Annotated in this window: 20 protein-coding genes; 17 read left to right on the top strand and 3 right to left on the bottom strand. The window is 49.2% G+C overall.

All coding sequences use genetic code 11. The features are described from left to right. Positions 1–11: 11 nt before the first annotated feature. Positions 12–1,265 (top strand): AGE family epimerase/isomerase, encoded by a 1,254-nt coding sequence (locus MTO69_RS14780; RefSeq protein ID WP_248335163.1) that lies wholly within the window; start codon positions 12–14, stop codon positions 1,263–1,265. 121 nt (positions 1,266–1,386) lie between these two features. Here the strand turns inward: MTO69_RS14780 and MTO69_RS14775 are convergent, their stop codons facing one another. From MTO69_RS14775 to MTO69_RS14765, 3 genes are all read right to left on the bottom strand, one after another. Continuing rightward, entirely contained in the window at positions 1,387–2,772 is a 1,386-nt protein-coding gene (locus MTO69_RS14775) for a TRAP transporter large permease (RefSeq protein WP_248335162.1), read from the bottom strand. Next, positions 2,762–3,316 carry a TRAP transporter small permease subunit gene (locus tag MTO69_RS14770; protein WP_248335161.1) on the bottom strand — a complete coding sequence of 185 codons (555 nt, stop codon included), beginning with the start codon at positions 3,314–3,316 and terminating at the stop codon, positions 2,762–2,764. Before MTO69_RS14770 ends, MTO69_RS14775 begins: the two co-directional genes overlap by 11 nt. A gap of 111 nt (positions 3,317–3,427) precedes the next feature. Then, a complete protein-coding gene (locus MTO69_RS14765) occupies positions 3,428–4,501 on the bottom strand; it encodes a TRAP transporter substrate-binding protein (protein ID WP_248335160.1) in 1,074 nt (357 codons plus the stop codon). Positions 4,502–4,715: 214 nt separating this feature from the next. Here MTO69_RS14765 and MTO69_RS14760 point away from each other — a divergent pair, with 214 nt between their 5' ends. From MTO69_RS14760 to MTO69_RS14685, 16 genes are all read left to right on the top strand, one after another. Further along, positions 4,716–6,101: a cache domain-containing protein gene (locus tag MTO69_RS14760; RefSeq protein ID WP_248335638.1), complete on the top strand. Its 1,386-nt coding sequence runs from the start codon at positions 4,716–4,718 to the stop codon at positions 6,099–6,101. Beyond that, on the top strand, positions 6,098–6,730 hold the full coding sequence (locus MTO69_RS14755) for a response regulator (RefSeq protein WP_248335159.1): 633 nt from the start codon (positions 6,098–6,100) through the stop codon (positions 6,728–6,730). Before MTO69_RS14760 ends, MTO69_RS14755 begins: the two co-directional genes overlap by 4 nt. Further along, positions 6,727–7,677: a LysR family transcriptional regulator gene (locus MTO69_RS14750; RefSeq protein WP_248335158.1), complete on the top strand. Its 951-nt coding sequence runs from the start codon at positions 6,727–6,729 to the stop codon at positions 7,675–7,677. Before MTO69_RS14755 ends, MTO69_RS14750 begins: the two co-directional genes overlap by 4 nt. 100 nt (positions 7,678–7,777) lie before the next feature. Beyond that, complete coding sequence (locus MTO69_RS14745) at positions 7,778–9,352, top strand: acyl CoA:acetate/3-ketoacid CoA transferase (protein ID WP_248335157.1); 1,575 nt, start codon at positions 7,778–7,780, stop codon at positions 9,350–9,352. A gap of 119 nt (positions 9,353–9,471) precedes the next feature. Continuing rightward, a complete protein-coding gene (locus MTO69_RS14740) occupies positions 9,472–10,206 on the top strand; it encodes a beta-ketoacyl-ACP reductase (RefSeq protein WP_248335156.1) in 735 nt (244 codons plus the stop codon). A 1-nt stretch (position 10,207) separates the two neighbouring features. Next, positions 10,208–11,419, top strand: a complete 1,212-nt coding sequence (locus tag MTO69_RS14735) for an acetyl-CoA C-acetyltransferase (RefSeq protein WP_248335155.1) — start codon at positions 10,208–10,210, stop codon at positions 11,417–11,419. Positions 11,420–11,633: 214 nt separating this feature from the next. Then, positions 11,634–12,650 carry a TRAP transporter substrate-binding protein gene (locus tag MTO69_RS14730; RefSeq protein ID WP_038203955.1) on the top strand — a complete coding sequence of 339 codons (1,017 nt, stop codon included), beginning with the start codon at positions 11,634–11,636 and terminating at the stop codon, positions 12,648–12,650. Positions 12,651–12,703: 53 nt separating this feature from the next. Continuing rightward, a complete protein-coding gene (locus tag MTO69_RS14725) occupies positions 12,704–13,249 on the top strand; it encodes a TRAP transporter small permease subunit (protein ID WP_248335154.1) in 546 nt (181 codons plus the stop codon). Positions 13,250–13,400: 151 nt separating this feature from the next. After that, a complete protein-coding gene (locus tag MTO69_RS14720; RefSeq protein WP_248335636.1) occupies positions 13,401–14,678 on the top strand; it encodes a TRAP transporter large permease in 1,278 nt (425 codons plus the stop codon). Between the two features lie 34 nt (positions 14,679–14,712). Then, the gene (locus tag MTO69_RS14715; protein ID WP_248335153.1) at positions 14,713–15,195 is read left to right on the top strand and encodes a gluconokinase; all 483 of its coding nucleotides are present in this window, start codon (positions 14,713–14,715) and stop codon (positions 15,193–15,195) included. Positions 15,196–15,235: 40 nt separating this feature from the next. Further along, positions 15,236–17,035, top strand: coding sequence for a phosphogluconate dehydratase (gene edd / locus MTO69_RS14710; RefSeq protein WP_248335152.1), 1,800 nt, complete (start codon positions 15,236–15,238; stop codon positions 17,033–17,035). Between the two features lie 51 nt (positions 17,036–17,086). Continuing rightward, entirely contained in the window at positions 17,087–17,725 is a 639-nt protein-coding gene (locus MTO69_RS14705) for a bifunctional 4-hydroxy-2-oxoglutarate aldolase/2-dehydro-3-deoxy-phosphogluconate aldolase (RefSeq protein ID WP_248335151.1), read from the top strand. Between the two features lie 89 nt (positions 17,726–17,814). Then, positions 17,815–18,822 (top strand): substrate-binding domain-containing protein, encoded by a 1,008-nt coding sequence (locus MTO69_RS14700; RefSeq protein ID WP_248335150.1) that lies wholly within the window; start codon positions 17,815–17,817, stop codon positions 18,820–18,822. A 322-nt stretch (positions 18,823–19,144) separates the two neighbouring features. Continuing rightward, complete coding sequence (locus tag MTO69_RS14695; protein ID WP_248335149.1) at positions 19,145–20,749, top strand: ABC transporter transmembrane domain-containing protein; 1,605 nt, start codon at positions 19,145–19,147, stop codon at positions 20,747–20,749. Continuing rightward, the gene (locus MTO69_RS14690) at positions 20,746–22,785 is read left to right on the top strand and encodes an ABC transporter transmembrane domain-containing protein (protein ID WP_248335148.1); all 2,040 of its coding nucleotides are present in this window, start codon (positions 20,746–20,748) and stop codon (positions 22,783–22,785) included. The genes MTO69_RS14695 and MTO69_RS14690 overlap by 4 nt, the downstream gene beginning before the upstream one ends. Next, a complete protein-coding gene (locus tag MTO69_RS14685; RefSeq protein WP_248335147.1) occupies positions 22,775–24,070 on the top strand; it encodes an HlyD family type I secretion periplasmic adaptor subunit in 1,296 nt (431 codons plus the stop codon). The genes MTO69_RS14690 and MTO69_RS14685 overlap by 11 nt, the downstream gene beginning before the upstream one ends. The last annotated feature ends 16 nt before the right edge of the window (positions 24,071–24,086 follow it).

Raw genomic sequence — 24,086 nt, 5'->3', positions numbered from 1 at the left:
GTAACGTTGAAATGAAATGGATTAATACTCGCTCTCACACTACATGGTTAGACGCCGAAACTGATCGTATCTTCGAATTTGGCCGCAACGCTGTGGTCGAAAACGGCTTTGGCTGGATTGGCAATAATGGCAATGTTCGAGAAGAAATGGGCACGCGCCTGTGGATTACTGCGCGCATGCTTCACTGTTACGCTTTAGCCGCACACATGGGCCGTCCAGGGGCTTACGATCTGGTTGAGCACGGCATTAAGGCGCTTGAAGGTCCGTTAAAAGATAAAGAGCATGGTGGTTGGTTCGCGACTATCGACAACCAAGGCGAAGGGATTATGGATTCATCCAAGCAAGGCTACCAACATGCGTTTGTGTTGCTTGGTGCTGCGAGCGCGGTAACCACGGGTCACCCGCGTGCACAGGCCTTATTAGATGAAGCCATTAACGTCTATGAAAATCACTTCTGGATAGAAGAAAAGCAGATGTGTTTTGAGTCTTGGGATCAAGCTTGGACCGAAACGGAGGACTATCGTGGTGGTAACATGGCGATGCACTCAGTCGAAGCCTTCTTGATTGTTTACGATGTAACCAAAGATCAAAAGTGGCTCGATCGCGCTCTCAACATCACAGAGTTTATGATCAATAAAACGGCGAAAGGTCTGAACTACCGTGTTAACGAGCACTTTGATTCTGACTTTAACCCGCTGCCAGACTACAACAAAGAGACGCCAGCGAGTCACTTCCGTGCCTACGGTGGTACACCCGGTCACTGGATCGAGTGGGGGCGTCTGATTTGTCACCTCCGTGCGACGCTGCAAGAGATTGGTGCACACTGTCCTGATTGGCTGCTTGAAGATGCGATTGGTCTGTTTGATGCGACGGTTCGTGACGCTTGGCATGTTGATGGTGCGCCGGGCTTTGTTTACTCAGTCGATTGGGAAGGCCAACCGGTAGTGCGTGAACGTATTCGTTGGGCGCCTGTAGAAGCTATCGGTACTGCTTACGCTTTGTACACGGTGACTGGGGACAAAAAGTACGAAGATTGGTACCGCACATGGTGGGATTACTGTCGCACTTATCTGATTGATTACGAAGGTTGTTCATGGTGGCAAGAGCTCGATGTTAACAACCAAGCGGGCACCAGCGTTGTTTGGGATGGCAAACAAGACATCTACCACCTAATGCACTGTTTGGTGATCCCACGTTTGCCGTTGACTCCGGGTCTGGCCCCAGCGTTGGCCCAAGGTAAACTGGATATCAGTTTAGCCTCATAGACTAAGAAGAAATTTGACCACATTTTAAGACTAAAGCCCGAGTCTCATGAGCTCGGGCATTTTAATGGCGTCTAGGGTTTAAAGAAAGTCCTTCTCTTTGTTGAAAGCCAATCTAAATCATTTACCCATAAGCCACACTTGGGAACCACAGCACCAATTGAGGCCATACCACCAAGCAGACAAGCGCGACTAACTGAATGGCGATAAACGGGATTACGCCTCGATAGATGTCTTTCAGCGCCACCCCCTCTGGGCATACGCCTTTCAGATAAAATAAAGCAAAGCCAACCGGAGGAGTCAAAAAGCTGGTTTGTAGTGCCATCGCGACTAACATCACGAACCAAACTAGGCTTGGGTTGTCGACCACACCGTGACCATCTAGCTCTATTCCTAGGCTCGCAATGACGGGCGCAAGTAGCGGTAAAGCGATCAAGGTGATCTCAATCCAGTCAAGGAAGAAGCCGAGCAGGAACACAATCATCAAGATAAACGCAATGATGCCGTAAGGGCCAAAGGGTAAACCACTGAGGAAAGATTCAATCAGCTCATCGCCGCCAAGCTCGCGCAATACCAAGGCGAAACATGAGGCTCCTAGGAATATCATAAAGATGTAGGCTGTGGTTCCATAGGAAGCGAGCAGCACTTCTTTCAGCACTTTGAGATTGAGTCTTTTGTTGTAGGCAGCCAGCAAAGTCGCCCCTAATGCGCCAATCCCTGACGCTTCAGTCGGCGTTGCCACCCCAGCGAAAATAGAACCAAGTACACAAAAAATCAGCATTACTGTCGGGGTAATGTCTTTGAATACTTGCAGGATTAAGCTCCAGTCAACCGGTTCGACGTTCTCAGGCACTGGCGCTTTGTGAGGATTCATTTTCCCCACCATCAGAATATAGAGAATGTACAAACAGCCCAAAAGCAGACCAGGTATGATAGCGCCCATAAACAGGTCGCCCACGGAGAGACCAAGCTGATCAGCCATGATCACTAGCATGATAGATGGCGGGAGCAAGATGCCAAGCGTCCCCGCTGATGCCACCGTGCCGAGGGCGAGAGGTAGGTGGTAGCCTTGACGCATCATACTCGGCAGGGACATTACCGTCAGCAGTACCACCGAGGCACCAATAATCCCCGTAGAGGCGGCCAAGATAATGCCGATAGCCATCACGGTAATGGCCAGTCCGCCGTGCACTTTCCCAAACAGCGCTTGCATCGAAGCCATCAGTTTTTCAGCAATTCCCGATTTATCCAACATGTTACCCATAAAGATAAACATCGGCAGTGCGACCAAGATCCAGTTATCCATGATCTTGTAGATACGGTTGACCACCAAACCTAGGCTGGTGTAATCCAATCCGGTGAAAGTGTCTAAATAGAGATCGGCCAAATAGCCAACTCCTGCAAAGAACACCCCAATCCCGCCGAGAACATAGGCGACGGGGATGCCCGTAAACAGCAGCAAAATGAATGAGCCGAACATGGCGATGACAATCCACTCGTTAGCTTCCATGTCGGTCTCCTTGTAGTGTATCGGTGGCAAACAATGTCTCTATATTGCGCAGAATTCTGGCCAGCATGGACAGCAGCAGCAAACTGAAACTGAGTGGGATTACGCTTTTAATCAACCATCGATAAGGCAAGCCAGAAGGCGAGGCCGAGCTTTCGTTGACGCGCCAAGACTCGTAGGCGAAGTCATAGGAGTGTAAGATCACAATTATCACGAAAGGGATCGCCAGCAAGGTTAAGCCGAACAGGTCAACCAGTGCTTTTCTTCGCTCTGAAAATTTGTGGTAGAACAGATCGACTCGTACATGCAAGTTAGAGATTTGCGCGTAAGCGGTGCCAAACATCACAGCTGTCGCGTATAGGTGCCATTGCAGCTCTTCTAGATAAATTTGACCATTGGCGAATACCTTGCGCAGTATCACTTGAACAATGATAACGGCCACCAAAGCGAGATTGGTCCAGGCCAGTGCTTTGCTCGCCATGGTAATAAATCGTTCGATATGGGAATACAAAGGGATCGCCGGATTGGAATACAGCACTTTGTTCATTGGTTACTCCTTAAAACCATGGCCGACGTGTTTAATGTCGGCCGCTTACCGAGCACGTTTGAAGTACTTACTCCGAACGTGCAAGGTATAGCTCCAAATCACATAGGGTTGTTATTGGCTTTGGGTTTCACGCGGTAAGAAGCCATTCGCAGCCCATAATGCATATCCCTTACGGAAGGTGCTGAGATCGGCCCATACTTTGTCAAAGAACGGATCGGCTGCTTTTTTCTCTTCAACCACTTCCAACCAAGTGTTCTTAAACAGACTCAACATCTCTTGATTCCAGTAGCGAATCTCGACGCCGTTCTGTTTGGCTTTTTCCATCGCTGCGAACTGCAGCGCTTCACCTTCGGCGATGGAGTAGGTCATGGTTGCCATACAGGTGGTCTCAACGGCCGCTTGTTGAGTTTCACTCATACCGTTCCATGTGTCTTTGTTGATCAGCAGCTCAAATACCGTGGATTGTTGGTGCCAACCAGGGAAGTAGTTGTATTTTGCCACTTTATGAAAACCTAGGCGCTGGTCGATAGCTGGCTGAGAAAACTCTGATGCGTCAATCGCGCCTTTTTCCAGTGCGCCGAAGATCTCACCGCCCGGCAGTTGAACGGTACCCACGCCTAGTTTTTCCATAACAGATGCGCCCAAACCAAAGAAGCGCATGTTGAGACCTTTCAGATCTTCGGGCTTTTCAATTGGTTTGCGGAACCAACCAGAGGTTTCAGGAGAGATGATGGCGCAAGGCATAACTTTGACGTTAAAGCCACCTTGGTCGTACATCTCTTGGTACAGTTTCATCCCGTTACCAAAGAACAGCCATGCCATGTACTCACCCGCCTCAGGACCAAAAGGAACCGCAGAAAACAGCGCTGAAGCCGGTAACTTACCTTGCCAGTAACCTGCTGTAGAGTAACCAGAGTTGACTTTGCCTGTTGATACAGCGTCTAAAATTTCGGCCGGATTGACCAGCTTGCCCGGCTCGTAGATTTTCATTTTGATGCTGCCACCCGAAGTTTTAGTAATGTGGTCGGCGTACCACTGGATCGGGGTACCTAAAGCGGGCAAATGGCTGCCAAATGCGATAGGGGTTTTGAGCAACACTTTCTTATCGGCGGCCGTCGCGCTAACAGAAAGACCAGATGCGGCAATAGCTAAAGCCGTGGCGAAGGCAACTTTCTTAAGATTCATAGGGGGTATCTCCTTGTAGAGCAGGTTCCTTGTTAATGTCGAGAAATGTGAACATCGCGTAGTAATTTGTGTTAATGCAATGTTACATTTGAGCTCTAGTGTAGTGAGGGTATTTCTTGCTCTCCATTGGCAAAATTGCGCAAATTTAGTCGGTATAAAGTGCAATTTTCCGAATAAAGTTTCAGTAAAACTACGTACATGCATGGACGACAAAATGGGCTTTGTTAGCAACAGAAGACTTACGCTGAACATCATTCTGCTCTCAATAGTGCCTCTGATCTTGGTGGTGGCAATTGTGGCTAGCATCTTATTTAGTCAGGCAAAACAATTAGTTGAAGAACAAGTAACGTTGACGCGTAGCAATGTATTGGCGGTTAAGAAGCAAGAATTGAAGCAGTACGTAGAAATGGCAGTCAAAAGCATTGAACCTTACTACCTCGACGATGCGCTTAGTGAAGAGTTAGCCAAGCAAATAGTTGCCGAAAAGTTGAGCAGTCTCACATATGGCAGCGATGGATACTTTTTTGCCTACACCTGGGATGGCGATGCGCTGGTCTTACCGTACCAAAGTGATCGCATCGGTAAAAACTGGTGGGATGTCGAAGATGTGCAGGGTAAAAAACTACTGCAAGCGTTGATTCTCGCCGGAAAAAATGGCGGCGGATTTGTCGACTATCTTTGGCACAAACCTTCGCGTAAAGAGCCACTACCCAAATTGAGTTATGCGGTATCTCTGGATAAATGGCAGTGGATGGTAGGAACAGGGGTATATCTCGACGATATCGACAGGCAAGTGGCGCATATGCAAAACGGATTTGACCAAAATGTCGGCAAAACCAGCTCGGCATTGTTTGGGGTGGTGTTTGTCGCTGTCTCGGTGATAGCGGCGCTGGGTGCTTCTCTTAATCTCAATATGCGCCGCTTGGCCAATCAACAATTGAGTGTGCTAAATCAACAAATCATTGACTCGCAAGAGAACGAACGCAGTCGCGTTTCGCGCGAGTTACATGATGGTGTAAACCAGCTACTGGTTGCCGCTAAGTATCGGTTAGAGAATGTGTCGCAAGAGCAAGATGAGCAGCAGAAAGAGCTAGAACTTGATGCCAGCAAAAATGCCATGGAGCAGGCGATTGTTGAGTTGAGGCGAATTTCACGTGATTTGCGGCCTCCTCAACTCGACGACTTGGGGCTGGTCGCTGGGATTGAAGCGTACATTAACGAACTGCGTGAACGTACTCAGCTTGAACTGGTGTTCGAGCATGACATCGACGGTGAAGAGTTTTTACCTGAAGTTGAAACGACTTTGTATCGGGTTGTACAAGAAGCCCTGCATAACGTGGAAAAACACGCCAACGCGCAAGGTGTTGATGTAATCATGCAGCGCGAAGGCAGAACACTCGTACTGACCGTAAGCGATGATGGGATTGGGATAGCGGATAAAGAACTCAAATCGGGTAAACGTCAACCCCCTCTACTTGAGCATATGGGATTGCAAAATATGAAAGAACGGATTCAGGCGATTGGTGGCAGATTTGCTGTGACTAGTGAGCAAGGACAAGGAACCGAAGTTAGGGTAAGCCTAAACATGGAGTTGATATGATCAGACTGGTATTGGCCGACGACCACCGTTTAATGCAAGACGGACTAAAGTCGCGGCTTGAGCGCGAAGACAATTTGGATATTCTCGCCTGTGTTGGCACTGGACTGGATGCACTGGAAACCACCACCACGCTCAAACCAGACGTGCTACTACTCGACATCAATATGCCAGGGCTTAACGGCATTGAAGTGCTCGAAAAACTCGACAAAAGTAAAGCCGATACCGCAGTGATCATGTTGTCGATGCACGATAGCCGTGATTATGTGGTTCGCTCGGTCAAAGCAGGAGCCAAAGGATATGTGCTCAAAGATGTCGGCTCAGAAGAGCTGGTGATGGCGATCAATCAAGTGGCTCAAGGACGCTCCTACATGTGTCCACAAGCTTCGGATCGTTTGCTCGAACAGATTAACGATAAGCCACAACCTAAAGACGATACGTTAACCAGTCGCGAATCGGACGTGCTCAAGGCGATTGTGAATGGCGCGTGCAACAAAGATATCGCTGATTCACTGCATATTAGCGTGCGTACGGTAGAAACCCACCGCTTGAGAATCAAAAAGAAATTGGGTGCAACCTCAACCGCGGCATTGGTTAAGTTGGCGCTACAGAGAGGGCTAGTTAGCGAATGAGTAGTCATTTACTGTCAAGCCGCCAACCTATACTGGATAAAATCGTCTTTTTTTGTGCAGTACTGCGCTGTGGCTCGTTTCGCGAAGCTTCTATCGAGCAGGGCATCTCGCCGGCAGCGGGAAGTCGCTGGGTGAAAGAGCTTGAGGAAACACTGTCGGTGGAACTCATTAAACGTAGCACGCGGCAGTTGGTCGCGACCCAAGCTGGTGACTTACTGTATCAACGTTTTTCTCCACTGTTACCGGATATTCATAGCTTGTGTGAAGAGGTGCAAAACCTAGCAGATCAGCAGCGAGGCGAAATCAAAATTTCGTCAACCCCTCTATTTGCTCGCCAATACTTAACCAAAATTGTCGCTGAATACATTGAAATGCATCCGCAGGTGAACTTTCGTATCTTTATTGAAGCAGGCGAGTTTGATCCACTCTCGATTGATTTTGCCTTTCGAGCCAGTGCCAGTTATCAAGGTGAGCCCGAGCAAGACTCGCTGCTAATCCGTCGCCGCTTGTTGCGTGAGCCACTGTACCTTTGTGCCTCTCCTGATTATCTTGCCAAGCATGGAGTGCCTACGTCACCGCAGGCGTTAGGCCAACATCGCTGTCTGTACGCCCGAACCTTAGTGGGGGGTAACAAGTGGTGTTTTGAACGCGATGGCAAAACCGACATCGCCACAATTCAAGATACATTGGAGTGTGACAATAGCGAAATGCTACTCGACTTGGCGTTGGAACACGCGGGTATCGCCTATTTGCCTCACTCATTGGTCGGCCCGCAATTAGCTCGAGGTGAACTGCAGCACATCATGCAAGATTTCAAGTGCGCAAGCTTCGACATCGATCTGTTTTATCGCCCGAGAACGCCGATGCCTGAGCGTTGTGCAGGGTTCAAACATTACCTCTACCAACGTTTAGAGCAACTAGCGTCGACCACGTCTCATTGTTCCTAATCTGCAATTCACAATTTCTATTTGTGCAATTAACAAACAGCCGCATAGCCCCTAAGCTGAGTAAGCACTTCAAGAAACGAAATAGACAAGGAAGGTGGATGTGGTTACTCAGCTCACTCCGGAACAGGCGGCGCAATGGATCAATAACCATGACTCAGTGCTCCTAGGGGGCTTTATTGGTAGCGTAGTACCAGAGGCTATTGAACGTGCCATTGGTGAACGCTTTGCCTCGACCGGACAACCCAGAGATCTCACTTTGCTATTTGCGGCGGGACAGGGTGATGGACAAGGACGTGCAGTTAACCACCTAGCTCAGCAAGGTTTGGTCGAGCGTGCTATCGGTGGACACTGGGGCTTGGTGCCTAAATTGCAACAGTTGGCGGTCGACAATCTCATTCAAGGCTACAACTTACCTCAGGGCATTATCTCCCATCTGCTGCGTGACAGCGCCGCGGGTAAACCTGGCACCATCAGTAAAGTTGGGCTCGGAACCTTCGTTGACCCGCGCATTGAGGGTGGAAAGATCAATACGGTCACCAAAAAAGATTGGGTGGAGCTGATTGAGCTGGATGGCGAAGAGTGGCTGTTCTATCGCAAACTCTCAGTGGATGTTGCCATCCTAAGAGGCACCACGGCTGACGAAAACGGCAATATCACTATGGAAGATGAATGTCTGATTGTAGAAAGCTTAGCCGCAGCGCAAGCGGCGAAAAATAACGGCGGTAAGGTTATTGTACAAGTAAAGCGAATAGTCAAAGCCGGAACGCTTGACCCACATCGCGTGAAGATACCCGGCATTTTCGTCGATGCGGTCGTGGTGTGTGACAATCCTGCGGAGCACATGCAAACCTTCGCGACCATGATGAACCCCGAGTTTGTGGGAATTAAAGATCCACAGCAAGGGGGAGAAGATTCGGTAGCCAATCAACCAAGCTGTCTCGATGCCAAAACCATTATTGCTCGCCGCGCGGCGATGGAACTCGAACCCAACTCAATTCTTAACCTCGGGATTGGCGCACCAGAATACATTGCGCAGGTGGCCAAGCAAGCGGGAGTCATGGACCATTTCACTTTGACTGTCGAACCCGGCGCTGTGGGTGGCGTGCCGCAAAGTGGCTTGGACTTCGGTGCATCTCGTTTACCGCAGGCAATTATCTCGCAAGACCAGATGTTTGACTTCTACGATGGGGGCGGGGTGGATCAAGCCTTTCTCGGCCTTGCCCAATGTGACCAGTGTGGCGACATCAACGTCTCTCGCTTTGGCAGCAAAATCGCGGGCTGTGGCGGTTTTATCAATATTACCCAGAATGCGAAGAAGGTCTATTTTTGCGGTACGTTTACCGCGCAGGGTCTGAAAGTTGAAGTCAACGACGGCAGGTTAACCATCCTTAATGAAGGTCGACAGAAAAAGCTGATCAATCAAGTTGAACAGATTACGTTTAGCGCCGAGCAGGCAATCAGGCGTGGTACACAAGTCATGTACATCACCGAGCGGGCGGTATTTCGCTTAACCCAGAATGGGTTAGAGCTGGTGGAAGTTGCGCCGGGTATTGATTTGCAGCGCGATATTATTCAGCAAATGGAGTTTGCCCCCTTGGTCAGCCCGTCATTAACAATGATGGATTCTGGAATTTTTGACCAACAGTTTCAGCTAACACTTCGAAAAAATGAGTAGCGCTACAAAGCGCTCAGCCATTTGTCCGTTTAAGGCACTCCCGCTCAGATGCAGTAGGGTTCGTATGCTTTGAACGGGTTTCAATCGTCAGTTTTTAACTCGCCCATAAGGATCAATATATGTTTGACAACAAAATTTGTCTGGTAACAGGTGCAGCGCAGGGAATAGGCCGAGCAATCACCGAGAGATTTGCACAAAACGGAGCCGAAATGGTTTACGCCCTAGATATGAATGCGGATGGGCTAGCCGAGGCGTTTTCCGCGATTGATAACGTTGAGGCGGTGGCGGTGAATATCTGTGATCGCCAAGCCATTGCCGAGCTCGTTGAGTCGATTGCCAAGAAGTATTCCAGAATCGATATCCTAGTCAATAACGCCGGGGTAACCCGCGATGCGCTGATCGACAAGATGACCGAACAAGAGTGGGACTTTGTGGTGGACGTGAATCTTAAAGGGGTCTTTAACCTCACCCAAGCTGTCGCCCCCTTGATGATGGAAAACAACTACGGTTCTATCGTGACCATGTCGTCGGTGGTTGGCACCGATGGCAACATTGGCCAAACCAACTACGCAGCCACTAAGGGTGGGGTGATAGCAATGACCAAAAGCTGGGCAAAAGAGTTTGCGCGTAAAGGTGCTCAAGTGAGAGCGAATTGCGTGGCGCCAGGGTTTATTGAAACGCCAATGACTGCTGATTTGCCGGATAAAGTACTGGATTTGATGAAAGCAAAAACGCCTTTAGGTCGCATGGGGACCACCGCAGACATCACCAACGGGGTAGAGTTCTTAGCCAGTGATAAAGCGAGTTTCATTACCGGGCAAGTGTTAAAAATTGATGGTGGATTGGTACTGTAAGATGCAAAACAAAGTTTATATCGTTGCAGCAAAACGCACGCCGATCGGGGCGTTTCTAGGTGGTTTACGTTCACAAACCGCGGTGGAGTTAGCCACGCTGGCTATCAAAAGTGCGCTTGAACAAGCTCAGTTAGTACCCAATGCGATTGATGAAGTGATTGTTGGCAACGTGCTAGGTGCTGGGGCAGGTCAGGGTGTTGGTCGGCAGGCTGCGATTCATGCAGGTATTCCGGTGACAACCCCGGCTTATACCCTGAACATGATTTGCGGAAGTGGCATGAAGTCGCTGCTTAATGCGGTCAACGCGGTACGCAGTGGTGATGCGAACCTGGTTGTAGCCGCCGGAACGGAGAGTATGAGCAATGCGCCATTCGTTGTTGATGGTCGCTGTCGTCAAGGCAACAAAATGGGTGACTTGACCATGATTGATACCATGCTCAAAGATGGTTTGACCGACGCATTTGCGGGCTACCACATGGGCATCACCGCGGAAAACATTGCCAAACGCTATGACATCAGCCGTGAGGAGCAAGACGCGTTTGCACTGCGCAGCCAGGCTAGAGCGGAGCAGGCGATTAAGTCTGGGCGTTTTATCGATGAAATAGTACCGGTGGCGATTAAATCACGCTCAGATGAAAACGAAATCTCAACCGATGAGCACCCTCGATTTGGTACCACCATCGAAGCGTTATCGGGGCTACGCGCGGCCTTTGATCGCAGCGGCACCGTCACTGCGGGTAACGCTTCGGGGATAAATGATGGTGCGGTGGCCATCATAGTGGCGAGTGAGCAAGCGATTGAACAGTACGGACTCGTTCCTTTGGTGGAAGTCGTATCCACGGGTCAAGGTGGTGTCGAGCCAGAGGTCATGGGCTTAGGACCGATCCCTGCGGTAAAGCAGGCTTTGCAGCGTGCAGATTTATCCCTGAGCGACATCCAACGTTTAGAGCTCAACGAAGCGTTTGCTGCGCAAGCGATAGGTGTCATGAAAGGCTTATCTGAGCAACACCAATTGCCGGTGAGTTGGTTTGACGATAAAACCAACGTCAATGGCGGTGCGATTGCGCTGGGCCACCCAATCGGCGCATCGGGAGGGAGAATAGTCACCACATTAATTTACGAGATGATCCGTTCACAATCACAACTGGGCTTGGCATCCTTGTGTATCGGCGGCGGAATGGGCACCGCGCTAGTGCTCAAGCTCACTCTGTAGCGCGAACGATTCCTCGTTTTTCGGCTTAGTTGGTTATCAGCAGCACACGTTTACACTGCCCGTGTTTGTTATATTTGACAGTGTGCTGTTTAGTTTCAACACGATTCCCTCAATTGTGATCCGTCTCTTAGATGTTACCCAATGTTACCGATAACATTGTCATTGTTCCCGGTAACATTTGACTAAAAAATAAAAGAGAGCAAAGGATCTACTCATGAACAATACCCTCAAAACCCTATCTATCGCTGTCGCTACCACACTACTATCCACGTCTGCACTTGCGGCTGATTTCAACTTCAAGTTTCAGTCGAGTGACCCATCTGGAGACAAAAACTACCAAGTACAAAAAGAGTGGGCGGAGACTGTAGAAAAAATGTCTGCCGGTCGTATTGAAATCGATTTACTTCCAGTGGGCGCGGTGGTTAAACACACTGAAACACTCGATGCCATCAAAATGGGCGTTCTCGACGGCCACATTACTGCGACTGGCTATTTCTCAGGTAAAGATCCAGCGTTCGGTCTAATCGGTAACATGGTTGGTGCCTGGTCTGATACACGACAACTGCTTGAGTACATCAACTACGGCGGCGGCTATGAGCTGATGACTGAGTTGTATGCCCCTTACGGCGTCAAGTATATCGGTGGCTCGACCACAGGTGTTGAGTCGTTCGTTTCTAAGGTGCCGCTAAATGGTGTAGATGACCTTAAAGGCCTAAAACTTCGTGCTCCAGAAGGTCTAGTACAGCAAGTGTTTGCTGCCGCTGGTGCAACACCGGTTAACTTACCGGGCTCTGAGGTTTTCACTGGCCTGAGCAAAGGTGTGATTGATGCGGCTGACTACACGGTTTTCTCGACTAACCACAGTGCTGGCATGAATGACATTGCGATGCACCCGGTTCAGCCAGGTTTCCACTCGTTACCGACGATTGATATCTCAATGAGTCAGAAAAAATGGGACAAACTGCCCGCCGATCTGCAAGAGATCATGACAGTCTCAGTGCGTGATTTTGCGCAAGACATCACCACACAATTGCGCATTGCTGACCAAGCAGCAGTGAAAGAGGCGCAGGCAAACCCAGACATTACGATTCACGACTGGTCGCAAGAAGAGCGTAAGAAGTTCCGTCAAATCGCGATGGGTGAGTGGGAAAAATACGCTCAGCGTTCGCCAAACGCGCAAAAAGTGTATGACTCGATTACGACCTATCTAAAAGGTGCAGGTCTGCTATAAGCCACACCGTATAGGGAGGTGATTCTCGCCTCCCTTCATTCTGGAACAGCACTATGAAAAACTCAGACACAAAAGTGGCTGAAATGCCCAACAACATCTTAGACAAAGCCATTGCTAAGGTGAGCGAGATACTTAGCTTACTGTTTGCTTTTACGGTCATTATCTCATTTTACGAAGTTGTGAGCCGCTACGTTTTTGATGCACCAACCATCTGGGTTCACGAAACGGCTTCGTTTATCGGCGGCTCATTATTTGTGATTGGTGGTGCGTACGCGCTTGCGACCGATAAGCATGTACGAGTGGTACTTATCTATGATTCGGTTTCGCAGCGAACCAAACATTACCTCAATATTTTTCATCACTTAGCGGGATTGCTATTTAGTGGCTTACTCATCTATGCGGCGTGGCAAATGGTCAACAGCTCATGGTTTGCGCCGTGGGGAGAACTCAGGTTAGAGACTTCAGGAACCGCTTGGGATCCGGCTTTTCCTGCGCTGCTTAAAGGATTAATCCTTCTAACCGTTAGCGTGATGTTTATTCAGTTTGTTCTGCATCTGATTAGTGAAGTCAAACAACTAAAGGAAGAGAATAATGCTTAATTTATCTTCTGCTAAAGCCGAATCAGATAACCGTCTACGTATTGTCTTTTTTGCTGGTGGGGCCGTTGTCTTAGCCGCTTTAGCTTGGTTAGCCACCTATGTGATCGCCGGTGAGCTCTCTTCGATTGGCATCGCTTCCGGAAGCTTACTGATGCTGGCGTTGATGATTGGCTTGTTGCTAACCGGTATGCAGCTCGCTTTCGTAACCGGCCTTGTGGCGCTTGTATTCACTCTGGGTTGGTTCGGGGTTGATGCGCTGCCATTGATCACCAGCCGAATCTATAGCTTCGTTAACGGCTATGTGTTCCTTGCCGTGCCTATGTTTGTGTTAATGGCAGCATTGCTTGATCGTTCTGGTATCGCAAGAGATCTCTTCGATGCGATGAAGAGTGTTGGGCGTAAAGTCCGTGGTGGTGTCGCGGTGCAAACTCTGATTGTTGCCGTCATCCTCGCTTCAATGTCGGGAGTGATTGGTGGAGAAACAGTACTGCTGGGCATTCTGGCGCTACCGCAAATGCTTCGTCTCGGCTATGACCGCAAATTGGCGATTGGGACCACTTGTGCGGGGGGCGCGCTCGGTACCATGTTACCGCCGAGTATCGTACTGATCATTTACGGCCTTTCTGCATCGGTTTCCATCGGTGATCTATTCAAAGCTTCGTTTTTACCTGCGTTCATTCTGGCTCTGTTTTACATCGCTTACGTGTTGATTCGTTGTAAGTTAAATCCGAGCTTGGCACCGTTGCCGTCTGCTGAAGAGCTAGAGGAAGATGCCAAAGAGCACCCAAGCTATTTCAAAGCGCTGTTCTTTCCGTTGCTGTCGGTTGCAACTGTCCTTGGCAGTATTTACACCGGCGTCGCATCGGTCACTGAAGCTTCAGCACTTGGCGTTGTGGGTATCGCAGTGAGCGCAGCTATCCGCGGTGAGCTCAACTGGAATATGGTTAAAGAGTCTGCCATCGCCACCATGCGCACTTGCGGCATGATCATGTGGATTGGTATCGGCGCGTCGGCACTGGTGGGCGTTTACAACCTCATGGGCGGTATCAATTTTGTTGAGCAGACTATCCTGGCACTCAGTGGCGGTAATGCGATGACAACCCTGCTGATCATGATGGTGATCCTATTTGTACTCGGCATGTTCCTTGATTGGGTTGGCGTCGCATTGCTGACAATGCCTATCTTCGTTCCGATTATTACCAGTTTAGGTATGGACCCAATTTGGTTCGGCGTGGTGTTCTGCTTGAACATGCAAGTGGCTTTCTTGTCACCACCTTTTGGCCCTGCTGCCTTCTATTTGAAGTCGGTTGCGCCAAAAGATATCAGCTTAGGTGAGATCTTTAGCTCGCTACTTCCATTCATTGGTTTACAAATTTCGGTTTTGGCCTTGGTGATTATTTTCCCAGAGCTTGCTCTGTGGTGGAAATAAGTGTGTCCGACAGCGTTGATAGAGATAAATAAGTATGAAGAAGAAGTACATCGTTATGGGCGTTTCCGGGTGCGGGAAGTCATCAATCGGTGAGTCACTTGCTAAGGCGCTAAACATTCCGTTTTTTGATGGCGATGATTACCACTCACCAACCAGTGTGCAGAAAATGCAAAGTGGCATCCCGTTAACGGACGAGGATCGTGAGTCTTGGTTGTTGCGGCTTAATGAGCTGTTAAAGACAGAAGACGAGCTGGTGGTGGCGTGCTCTGCGCTGAAACCCGAATATCGAGACATTTTACGCTCTGGCTGTGAAGAACTGCGTTTTTTGTATTTGAAAGGCGACTTCGAGACCATTTGGTCAAGACACAAAGCGCGGCAAGGGCACTATTTCAAAGGTGTTGCTATGCTAGAGAGCCAGTTTGAAACCTTGGTCGAGCCTTCAGAAAGCGAAGCCATGCACGTCGATATAAAACAGACACCAGCAGAAATAACTCAAGACATCCTGTCTAGGATTTGACAGAAAATGGGCGGCGCAAGCTGCCCATCGGTAACCTATCATGACGATTAACCGCGTAATTGCCGAAGTGGCACACAACATCGCTCAGCGCAGCAAAACCAGTCGCAAAATCTACTTGGACAAGCTTGAGCGTGCAGCCAGACAAGGGAAAACTCGTGCCGGGCTAGCTTGTGGAAATCTCGCTCATACGGTTGCGGCTGCAACCGAGCAAGAAAAGCAGTCTATTCTCGATTTCACCAAAAGCAATCTCGCCATCGTGACGGCATACAATGATATGGTGAGCGCTCATCAGCCATACCGCGACTATCCTGAGCGAATAAAGCGAGCGCTGGCTGAATTGGGTAACACGGCTCAAGTGGCCGGGGGCGTGCCTGCAATGTGTGATGGTATTACCCAAGGCTATCCAGGGATGGAGCTGTCACTGTTCTCTCGGGACTTGATTGCGCAGTCAACCGCACTCTCGCTGAGCCACAATACCTTTGATGGCACTCTGCTGCTCGGAGTGTGTGACAAAATTGCCCCGGGACAACTGATGGGCGCGCTAGCGTTTGGTCATTTGCCGACCGCATTTATTCCATCAGGCCCGATGGCTACCGGTATCAGCAATGATGAAAAGGTGGCGACACGGCAAAATTACGTCGCAGGGAAAGCCGACAAAGCGGCGCTGCTTGCTGTCGAGTGCAAAGCGTACCACTCGGCGGGGACGTGCACCTTTTTTGGCACCGCCAACACCAATCAACTGGTATTCGAGGCGATGGGATTGATGCTTCCCGGCTCGGCTTTCATATCGCCCACTGATCCCCTTCGCGATAAGCTCACAGAAAAAGCCGCCCAATACATTGCTGCTGTTAGCGCACATTCGCGCAGCCATAAAGCGCTCGGAGTGGTGCTCGATGAGAAATCGGTGATCAACGGTTTGGTGGCGTTACTTGCGTCAGGGGGGAGCACCAACCACACCATTCATTTAGTTGCGGTGGCGAAAGCGGCGGGCTGGCTAGTGACATGGGATGACCTGGATAGGCTCTCTCAGGTCGTGCCACTGCTGGTGAAAATGTATCCCAATGGCGATGCCGATATCAACGCATTTCAAAAGGCTGGTGGTGTGCCGACACTACTGGCAAGCTTGAACCAGCGCCGCCTAATTTTTATGGATGCGAACCCTGTTTATGGGTGCATGGACGATTATCTCACCAAGCCTTACTTAGATACTCAAGGCGAACTTCAGTTTGCCTCTGCCAAGCCGAGTATCGATAGCCGAGTGCTCGCTTTGCCAGGGCAGAGTTTTAGTGACGTCGGGGGGCTTAAAGTGCTCAGTGGGAACTTGGGACGCGGGGTAATGAAAGTCAGCGCCGTTGCTAAGGCGCATCAAAGAGTCGTCGCTCCGGCTTTAGTATTTGATTCTCAGCACGATGTTGAAGCCGCCTACAAGCAAGGTATGTTGACTCAAGATAGCGTAATCGTGGTGCGCTTTAATGGGCCGGCCGCAAACGGTATGCCCGAGCTACATAAGCTGATGCCCATCATGGGCAATCTAATGAAGCAAGGATTAAATGTCGCGCTGCTCACCGATGGTCGATTGTCTGGAGCATCGGGCAAAGTGCCAGCGGTCATCCATATCACACCAGAAGCCGCTCGCGGTGGCTTGCTTGCCAAAGTGAAAGATGGCGACATGATTGAAGTGGATGGGCTAAACGGAAAAGTCAATGTGCTGGAAGCTATCGAGCACAGAGCACCTGCCGAGCCTCAACTCGAGCAGAGTCATATTGGCTGTGGCAGAGAGCTGTTTAGTGTTTTTCGTCACGCAATTTCTAGCGCAGAGCAGGGCGCCACTGTATTTTAGTGCGCTTTGCCTTTATAACTAATTGAAACAATTGTTGAATCAGGATTTAAAATGAATTGGTCACACTCTCCAAAGCAAGTATTTGCGACTTCGCCTATCGTACCCGTGATGGTTATCGAGCATGTCGAGGATGCGATTCCACTCGCCAAAGCACTGGCCGAAGGTGGAATTAATGTTTTTGAAATTACCTTGCGCACCGCAGCGGCAATCGAGTCGATTCGCGCTATTGCCCAAGCGATGCCTGACTCCATGGTGGGGGCAGGCACGGTTTTGACCCCAGAGCAGTACGATGCGGTTGTCGAAGCTGGCGCTAAGTTTGTTATCTCGCCAGGAGCGCCTGCGCGCCTGCTCAAACATGCGGCCAGCCACTCTGTGGCCTTGATTCCAGGTGTTTCAACGCCAACTGAGATCATGGAAGCAATGGATTTGGGTTATGACCACCTCAAATTCTTCCCTGCAGAGGCCAATGGCGGTGCCAAAGCGTTAAAAGCGATTTCAGCGCCGTTGCCGCAAGTCAGCTTCTGCCCGACAGGGGGTGTGAATGCGGAAAACATGGCGCAATACCAAGCGCTTTCTTGTGTCAAAACTGTCGGCGGGACTTGGATGATCCCAGCAGATGCCATTGCAAACAAAGACTGGGCACGTATTACTCAGTTGACCAAAGAAGCCATTGCAGCAGCGTCGAAGTAATCCAAAGCATGCTTTTTTGCGGCTTTTCTTCGCCGTAAATGGCTGCAGTAACGGGCTGCAGCCTGGCCCTAATCTCATTTTGATGCCCTATGATTCAGAAAAAACAGAGACCGACCCTTCAAGACATCGCTGATCGCGTTGGTGTCACTAAGATGACAGTCAGCCGCTTTCTTAGAGACCCAAGCAAGGTTTCAGAAGCGGTAGGCGTAAAAATTGACGAGGTAGTCAAAGAGCTTGGCTACGTGCCAAATCGCGCTCCAGACATCCTCTCTAAAGCGAAAAGCTACTCCATAGGTGTGCTGCTTCCGTCCTTGACCAACCAAGTGTTTGATGAGGTGCTACGTGGCATTGAGGGTGTGATCGAGCCGAACGGCTATCAGGCAATGATTGCTCACTATGGTTACGGTAAACATGTAGAAGAAAAACGCATTGAGACGCTACTTGGTTACAATGTCGATGGCATCATTTTGTCAGAGAGTTATCACACCGAGCGCTCGAAGAAGATTCTCAATGCATCTGGTATTCCGATTGTCGAGATCATGGACTCGGTTTCTCCGCCACTTCAGCAAGCGGTCGGCTTTGACAATATCAAAGCCAGCGAAAACGCCACCAAAGCGCTTATCAACCGAGGGCGCAAGCGGATTGCGTATTTGGCGGCACGCATGGATGAGCGTACCAAACAAAAAATTCAAGGCTACGAACAGGCCATGGCAGGAGAAGGCCTAAAACCGCTGGTGATCACCACCATGGAATCGTCGTCATACACCCTTGGCGCCACGCTGATGAAAAACATGTTAGCCGAGCACCCTGAGGTGGACGGCATTATTTGTACCAACGACGACATCGCGATTGGTGCGCTTTATGAGTGTCAACGGCAGAATGTCGATGTGCCAAAGCACATCTCCATCGTCGGGTTTCACGGTCACAATATATCAACAGTGATCAAACCGACACTCGCTACCGTGATCACGCCACGAGAAGAGATAGGCAAAATTGCGGCTGAGCATCTTATGCAGCGAATCACCAATCCTTTAGCCAAAATCGAGCAACGATGTATTGATCTCGACACTCAGTTTTATTTTGGCGAGACCCTTTAGTTTGCGACCTTGGCTAACCCGCCTGTGCGATACATCGAAGCGATCATCGTAAGCTAGAGATAATAGCTAGCTTAGAATATCTTTAGCAATTTTATTGCTCGGCGTTATGGACTGCGTTTAGGTGTCGATGTTGCGTTCAGCGATCAAGAAAGTGCCGTTTACTTTAATCTTGGTAGTGGCTTGTAGCGACAATCACTGTTGCAGTTCTAGCCAAAGTTAAAAGTTGACTAGACTCATATTTATATTTTAAATCAGCCTGTTACCTTGCTTTAGCCCACAGCTTGTACCAATCTTATTTCATAACGTGTTTTAAGGATTAGGTATGCGTTCAAATAGTGCTAAAAGCCATCATGTGATTAGGAAAGTGTTGCTTCCCTCATTACTTATCAACTCGCTGTCGCTGGCAATTCCTTTGACAGTATTACAAATTTACGATCGAATTTTGCCAAACCAAAGTTATGGTACGGCAACACTGTTGTTAGCGGGGGCTTTGGTCGCGCTGAGCCTAGAAGCCTTAATTCGCTTTGTGAGAACTTGGATATTGAGCGCGGCTGCCAGCAACACTGAAACGAGCACCTATCAAACCTTGGTCGAAAGTGTCGGTGGGGCAAGCTCGGTTGAATTGCGTCGAATCGGTGTTGGTGCCGTTGAAGATGGCTTGAGCTCAGTCGGAAAGGTCAAAGACTGGTATTCGGGAGGAACGGTCGCGGGGTTTGTAGACCTCCCTTTTGCCCTGATATTTTTAGCCTTGGTGGCGTATATTGGGGGTGAGTTAGTCTTGGTTCCCGTTGTTGTCTGGACAGTGACATTGTTACTCGTTTGGCTAACCTCTCTTAAAACCAAGCAACTGAGTGAGCAGGCGTCACAGTTAGAGCAAGATCGCAAAGGCTTTATTCTATTGGTCAGCCAAACGTTGCAAGGCATTAAACGTCAAGCAGTAGAATCCCGTATCTTCAGCCATTTCAAGCGGCTCAATGCAGATCGCTCGTTGGCGAAAGCAGAAGAAGAGCAGCAGAATGCCTTTGCTCAGGAGTGTATCCAACTTGCCGCACTAGCGACTTCCGTGGTCTTAGTTATCGTTGGGAGTTTGTGGGTGCTTGATGGTCAGCTAACAACGGGTGGTCTTGCCGCGTGTTCGATTTTATCTGGGCGAGCTGTTGCCCCGCTAAGTGCGTTGATCGGAGTAAGGATAAAGCTCAACTCCATTCATAGTGCCGATAAGGCCATCGAGAAGCTACGCCACTTAGCGCCAGCTTCAAAGGTGAGCCAAGACGATTCTGACGTGAGTGACCTGAAGGTGTCGGGGTTGTCTGCGACGCGATACGGGACTCGTTATCACCTCTCCTTACAAGCCCGTCGTGGCAGCATCACCTTACTATCGAGTGAAGAACGGCATATCGACAGCTTTATTTTAGCAGTGTTGGCGAGCATCGATGAGAGTCAAAATGGCGACATTTCTATTGACGATAGTCGAGTTGCAAGCCTGGCACCCTATGCTGCTTATTGTGGCGTTAAAGGTCAGTTGGTCGCAGGGACTTTGCTCGATAACCTATGTGGTTTCAATCCACATCGGGTTGAACATATTCAGAGATACTGTGATGCGCTGGGGCTGTCTCAGGTCATCACTCGATTACCTGATGGCCTAGAAACTAAAATCGGCCATACTCCCTCTTCTCCATTAAGTATGGGCAACATTAAATTGCTCAATCTGGCCACTCAGTTTGCGAGCGCCAAGCCAATATTGTTGCTGGACAAGCCGGATGCTTCGCTCAGTTTAGAAAGCCTGCAAAAACTGGCAGATTTACTGGTGGCCGAAAAGAACGCTGGACGAATCATTGTGTTGGTTAGCCATCATCCCGCTTTACAACAATTAGCAGACCAACGATTGCAAGTGACTCAGCTAGTCAGCGACAAGGAGGCGGAATGAACACGCTAGGCCAAAAAAGTTTACAACTACTCCGCGCTCTAGAAGTCAACGCGAACGTACAACTGTTTGCTCGACAATGGATTGAGGAGCATAGCTTAACTACATTAGATGACCTTTTCGCCCTGTTTGATCGGCTCAATTTACCGTACACACTGGCGTCTTCACTCCAGCAGATCCCCTCCGACAACAAAGCTCTCGCGGTAGTCGATGATAAAGAGCTGCTGGTCGGCGAAATTATTGATGGTCGGTTTATCAGTGAAGAGGCGCCAACAGCGAACGATAAACCATCGTTATATATCGTTATATTAGGGCTACCTGCCGAACGATACTCGCAAAATTGGATTGGGGAGCGCTTATTTGCATTTCGCGCCGTTATCCCAAAACTGGTTTTGGTCAGTTTAGTAACGAACATTTTCGCTTTGGCGATCCCTTTTATCACCATGTCGATTTATGACCATGTTATCGGGGGTGATGCTGGCCATGAGCTAGAAGGAATCGCGATTGGCGCTGCCTTGCTATTTATTATGATGGGGTGGTTGAGAACATTAAGAAGTCGAGTTTTTACCAGTTTATCCAACCGAGTCAGTCGCGAAATTTCACAGAGTTTAGTGCAGAAACTGCTGCGAGGCAGTTATGCGGTCAATCAACAATCCACTCGTTCTAGTCAGCAAAATCAGTTGCTGTTGTCTGAACGAGTCTCCGGGATCTTAGCCGGTCCGCTGGGCAATGCTTTATTTGATTTACCCTTTGTTATTCTCTTTATCGTCGCCATTGGGGTTCTCGGTGGCTGGCTAGTGTTGGTGCCACTGGCGGCGCTGCTATGCTACTACCTGTTGGCGAGGCATTCAGTTAAGTCGGTAGCTAAAGGCAATATACAATCGACCATAGCTGGCACCAATCGACAAAATATGCTCAACGAGTTTTCTGCCAAAGTTTCTTTTTTGCGCAGTGCTGGAATTCTTGAATATTGGTTAAAACGCTTTGAAAAAGTTAACGTGATGGCATCCAAGATAGGTTTTTCTCAAGCGGTGAGCCAAGGTCGCTATACCTCTCTCTACTATCTGATCACCATGGGCTCAACGTTGGCAATCATGGGATTAGGGATTGGTTTGATCTTCGAGCAAGTGTTAACCCCCGGTGGACTCATTGCATCAATGATGTTGATTTCAAAAATCACCTCACCTGCGCAAGTGCTAGCCAGTAGTGCCAGTCGTTTTTATAGTTTTAATCAGTCAAAGCAGCAGGTTAACCGTCTGCTTTCTCAGCCATCCGAACGCGATTTTAGTTATCAACATCAGGCACTGCCGCAGACAGCGCCAACCATCGCACTAGAGCAAGTGACACTTAGGTACCCAAAACAACACCATCCGGCGTTAAGTGGTGTGAGTGTGGAAATTGCTGCAGGAGAAATAGTGGCGGTGACGGGCCCATCAGGTAGCGGTAAGTCGACTTTGCTAGAAGTTTTGGCGGGATTACAACCGATACAAAACGGATTAGTTGAAGTCGAGGGCGTGAACATTAGCCAATATGATCCACAAATGTACCGGCATTGGTGCTTTATGCGCGCTGCTTATCCAGACCTACTGACATTGACTATCCGCGAGTGGTTAGACGATGGTCATGAGATTGAGCAGCAGAAAATGTTGCAGTCCATTGCACAAGTGGGCGGAGAGCAGTGGCTAGCGACACTGCCGCAAGGGCTCGACACCCGTATTGATACCATCATTCCAGAGAGTATGTACGATATCCTCTCCGGGACGGTTGCGCAGATTTTGATTGATGCCAAAGCACTCGTATACGATTACAAGCTCTATCTGTTAGATAACCCAGTGCCAGACTATCATCCAAGAGCGAAAAAGGTTTTCGCCAATTTTGTCAGTAGTAAGCGCGGCCAAGCAACCCTAGTGTTCACTTCTCACGATCCTGAACTCATTAAGTTGGCCGATAAGGTCGTGGTGTTAAATCAAGGTGCGGTCGCTTATGCAGGGCCAATGGAAGCAAACCTTTCAGCCAAGGAGACAGAAAATGAAAGCTAGAGAGTATAGTGAATTGGTTGAATCGCAGACCACCGCAAGAACTTTGTCCCTGGCGACATGGTCCGTTGCCTTGTGTGTTGCGGTGTTTGTGGTGTGGTCTTTAGTGACACAAGTTGATGAAATTGCGAAAGCCAAGGGCTCAGTGATACCAGAAGGTGAACGCCAAATTCTGCAAAGTGATATTGGTGGCAAGCTCAAACGCATTTTGGTCAGAGAAGGGCAGTTGGTAGAAGAAGGGCAAGTTCTGGTGGAATTTGACTCGACGTTTCAACAAACCGCGCTTGAAGAGCTCAAATCACAGCAGGTTAGCCTTACCGCGAGTATCGAGCGAATGAGTGCTTTGCTTGAAGACCGACCGCCCAACTTCGCTGACTACGAGCAGGACTACCCCGAAATTGTCAGTCAGCAAAGGGCGCAACTGAGCGCACAGAAAGCGCTGTACTTGCAAAAGCGCATCGTCTTAGAAAAAGAGAGCGAGCAAATAGCCGAGCAGTTAAGCAGTGTTGAAAAGGCGCTACCTTCCTATCGCAAGCAACTTTTGGCAACGGAACAAGAATTGGCGATTTTAGAGAAGGGCTATCAAGCGGGTAATATTTCACGTCTGCGAGTGCTGGAAATGAGGCAAAAGCTCGCCAACATTGAACAGCAAATTGAAGAGGCGAGAGGGAAGAGGGCGGTGTTGATCAAACAAGCCGACAGCAACGAAGAAAAGATTGAGCAACTATTGGCCGAGGAGCAATTGGAAGTCAATGATCTCCGTTCGAAAGCGGTGTCAGAGTTATCTGCGCTCAACGCACAAGTACGTTCAGGGCAAGCCAAGCTCATCAATACGCAAGTGACAGCGCCGCTTCAAGGACTAGTACAAAGTATACCAAGTACCAAAGTGGGGGCGGTCATTCAGCCTGGCGGTACCATTGCTGAAATAGTACCAGTGGGCGGAAAGGCGAGTTTTAAAGCTCGTTTATCACCCCGAGACATCGGCTTCGTCAAGGTCGGTCAAACGGCGCGAGTGAAAGTGGATGCTTTTGACTACAGCCGATTTGGAGCATTGTCTGGCATAGTGGCTAAAATCTCCCCGACCACAAGTCAAAATGAACGGGGTGAAATCTTCTATGAAGTTGAAGTTAGCATCGACAAACCTTTTTTTCGTGACAATCCAGAGCAGTTTGCGATCTTACCGGGTATGACCGGAGAGGTGGATATAACGACCGGAGAAAAATCGGTGTTCCAATACCTGTGGAAACCCATCTACACCAATGTCAGTGTCGCTTTCGGTGAGCGATAGAAGACACAGTAAAAGA

Source organism: Vibrio sinaloensis, assembly GCF_023195835.1.
GTDB lineage: Bacteria > Pseudomonadota > Gammaproteobacteria > Enterobacterales > Vibrionaceae > Vibrio > Vibrio sinaloensis_C.
The sequence above is the reverse complement of the archived record's forward strand: the minus strand, read 5'-3'. Positions and strand labels throughout refer to the sequence as shown.

Excerpts from the sequence above, each read along its gene's own strand:
- MTO69_RS14695 (WP_248335149.1), top strand. The coding sequence starts at position 19,145 with ATGCGTTCAAATAGTGCTAAAAGCCATCATGTGATTAGGAAAGTGTTG.
- MTO69_RS14725 (WP_248335154.1), top strand. The coding sequence starts at position 12,704 with ATGAAAAACTCAGACACAAAAGTGGCTGAAATGCCCAACAACATCTTA.
- MTO69_RS14765 (WP_248335160.1), bottom strand. The coding sequence starts at position 4,501 with ATGAATCTTAAGAAAGTTGCCTTCGCCACGGCTTTAGCTATTGCCGCA.
- MTO69_RS14705 (WP_248335151.1), top strand. The coding sequence starts at position 17,087 with ATGAATTGGTCACACTCTCCAAAGCAAGTATTTGCGACTTCGCCTATC.
- MTO69_RS14690 (WP_248335148.1), top strand. The coding sequence starts at position 20,746 with ATGAACACGCTAGGCCAAAAAAGTTTACAACTACTCCGCGCTCTAGAA.
- MTO69_RS14780 (WP_248335163.1), top strand. The coding sequence starts at position 12 with ATGAAATGGATTAATACTCGCTCTCACACTACATGGTTAGACGCCGAA.
- MTO69_RS14740 (WP_248335156.1), top strand. The coding sequence starts at position 9,472 with ATGTTTGACAACAAAATTTGTCTGGTAACAGGTGCAGCGCAGGGAATA.
- MTO69_RS14775 (WP_248335162.1), bottom strand. The coding sequence starts at position 2,772 with ATGGAAGCTAACGAGTGGATTGTCATCGCCATGTTCGGCTCATTCATT.
- MTO69_RS14685 (WP_248335147.1), top strand. The coding sequence starts at position 22,775 with ATGAAAGCTAGAGAGTATAGTGAATTGGTTGAATCGCAGACCACCGCA.
- MTO69_RS14770 (WP_248335161.1), bottom strand. The coding sequence starts at position 3,316 with ATGAACAAAGTGCTGTATTCCAATCCGGCGATCCCTTTGTATTCCCAT.
- MTO69_RS14715 (WP_248335153.1), top strand. The coding sequence starts at position 14,713 with ATGAAGAAGAAGTACATCGTTATGGGCGTTTCCGGGTGCGGGAAGTCA.
- MTO69_RS14700 (WP_248335150.1), top strand. The coding sequence starts at position 17,815 with ATGATTCAGAAAAAACAGAGACCGACCCTTCAAGACATCGCTGATCGC.
- MTO69_RS14760 (WP_248335638.1), top strand. The coding sequence starts at position 4,716 with ATGGGCTTTGTTAGCAACAGAAGACTTACGCTGAACATCATTCTGCTC.
- MTO69_RS14730 (WP_038203955.1), top strand. The coding sequence starts at position 11,634 with ATGAACAATACCCTCAAAACCCTATCTATCGCTGTCGCTACCACACTA.
- edd (WP_248335152.1), top strand. The coding sequence starts at position 15,236 with ATGACGATTAACCGCGTAATTGCCGAAGTGGCACACAACATCGCTCAG.
- MTO69_RS14755 (WP_248335159.1), top strand. The coding sequence starts at position 6,098 with ATGATCAGACTGGTATTGGCCGACGACCACCGTTTAATGCAAGACGGA.
- MTO69_RS14720 (WP_248335636.1), top strand. The coding sequence starts at position 13,401 with ATGCTGGCGTTGATGATTGGCTTGTTGCTAACCGGTATGCAGCTCGCT.
- MTO69_RS14750 (WP_248335158.1), top strand. The coding sequence starts at position 6,727 with ATGAGTAGTCATTTACTGTCAAGCCGCCAACCTATACTGGATAAAATC.
- MTO69_RS14735 (WP_248335155.1), top strand. The coding sequence starts at position 10,208 with ATGCAAAACAAAGTTTATATCGTTGCAGCAAAACGCACGCCGATCGGG.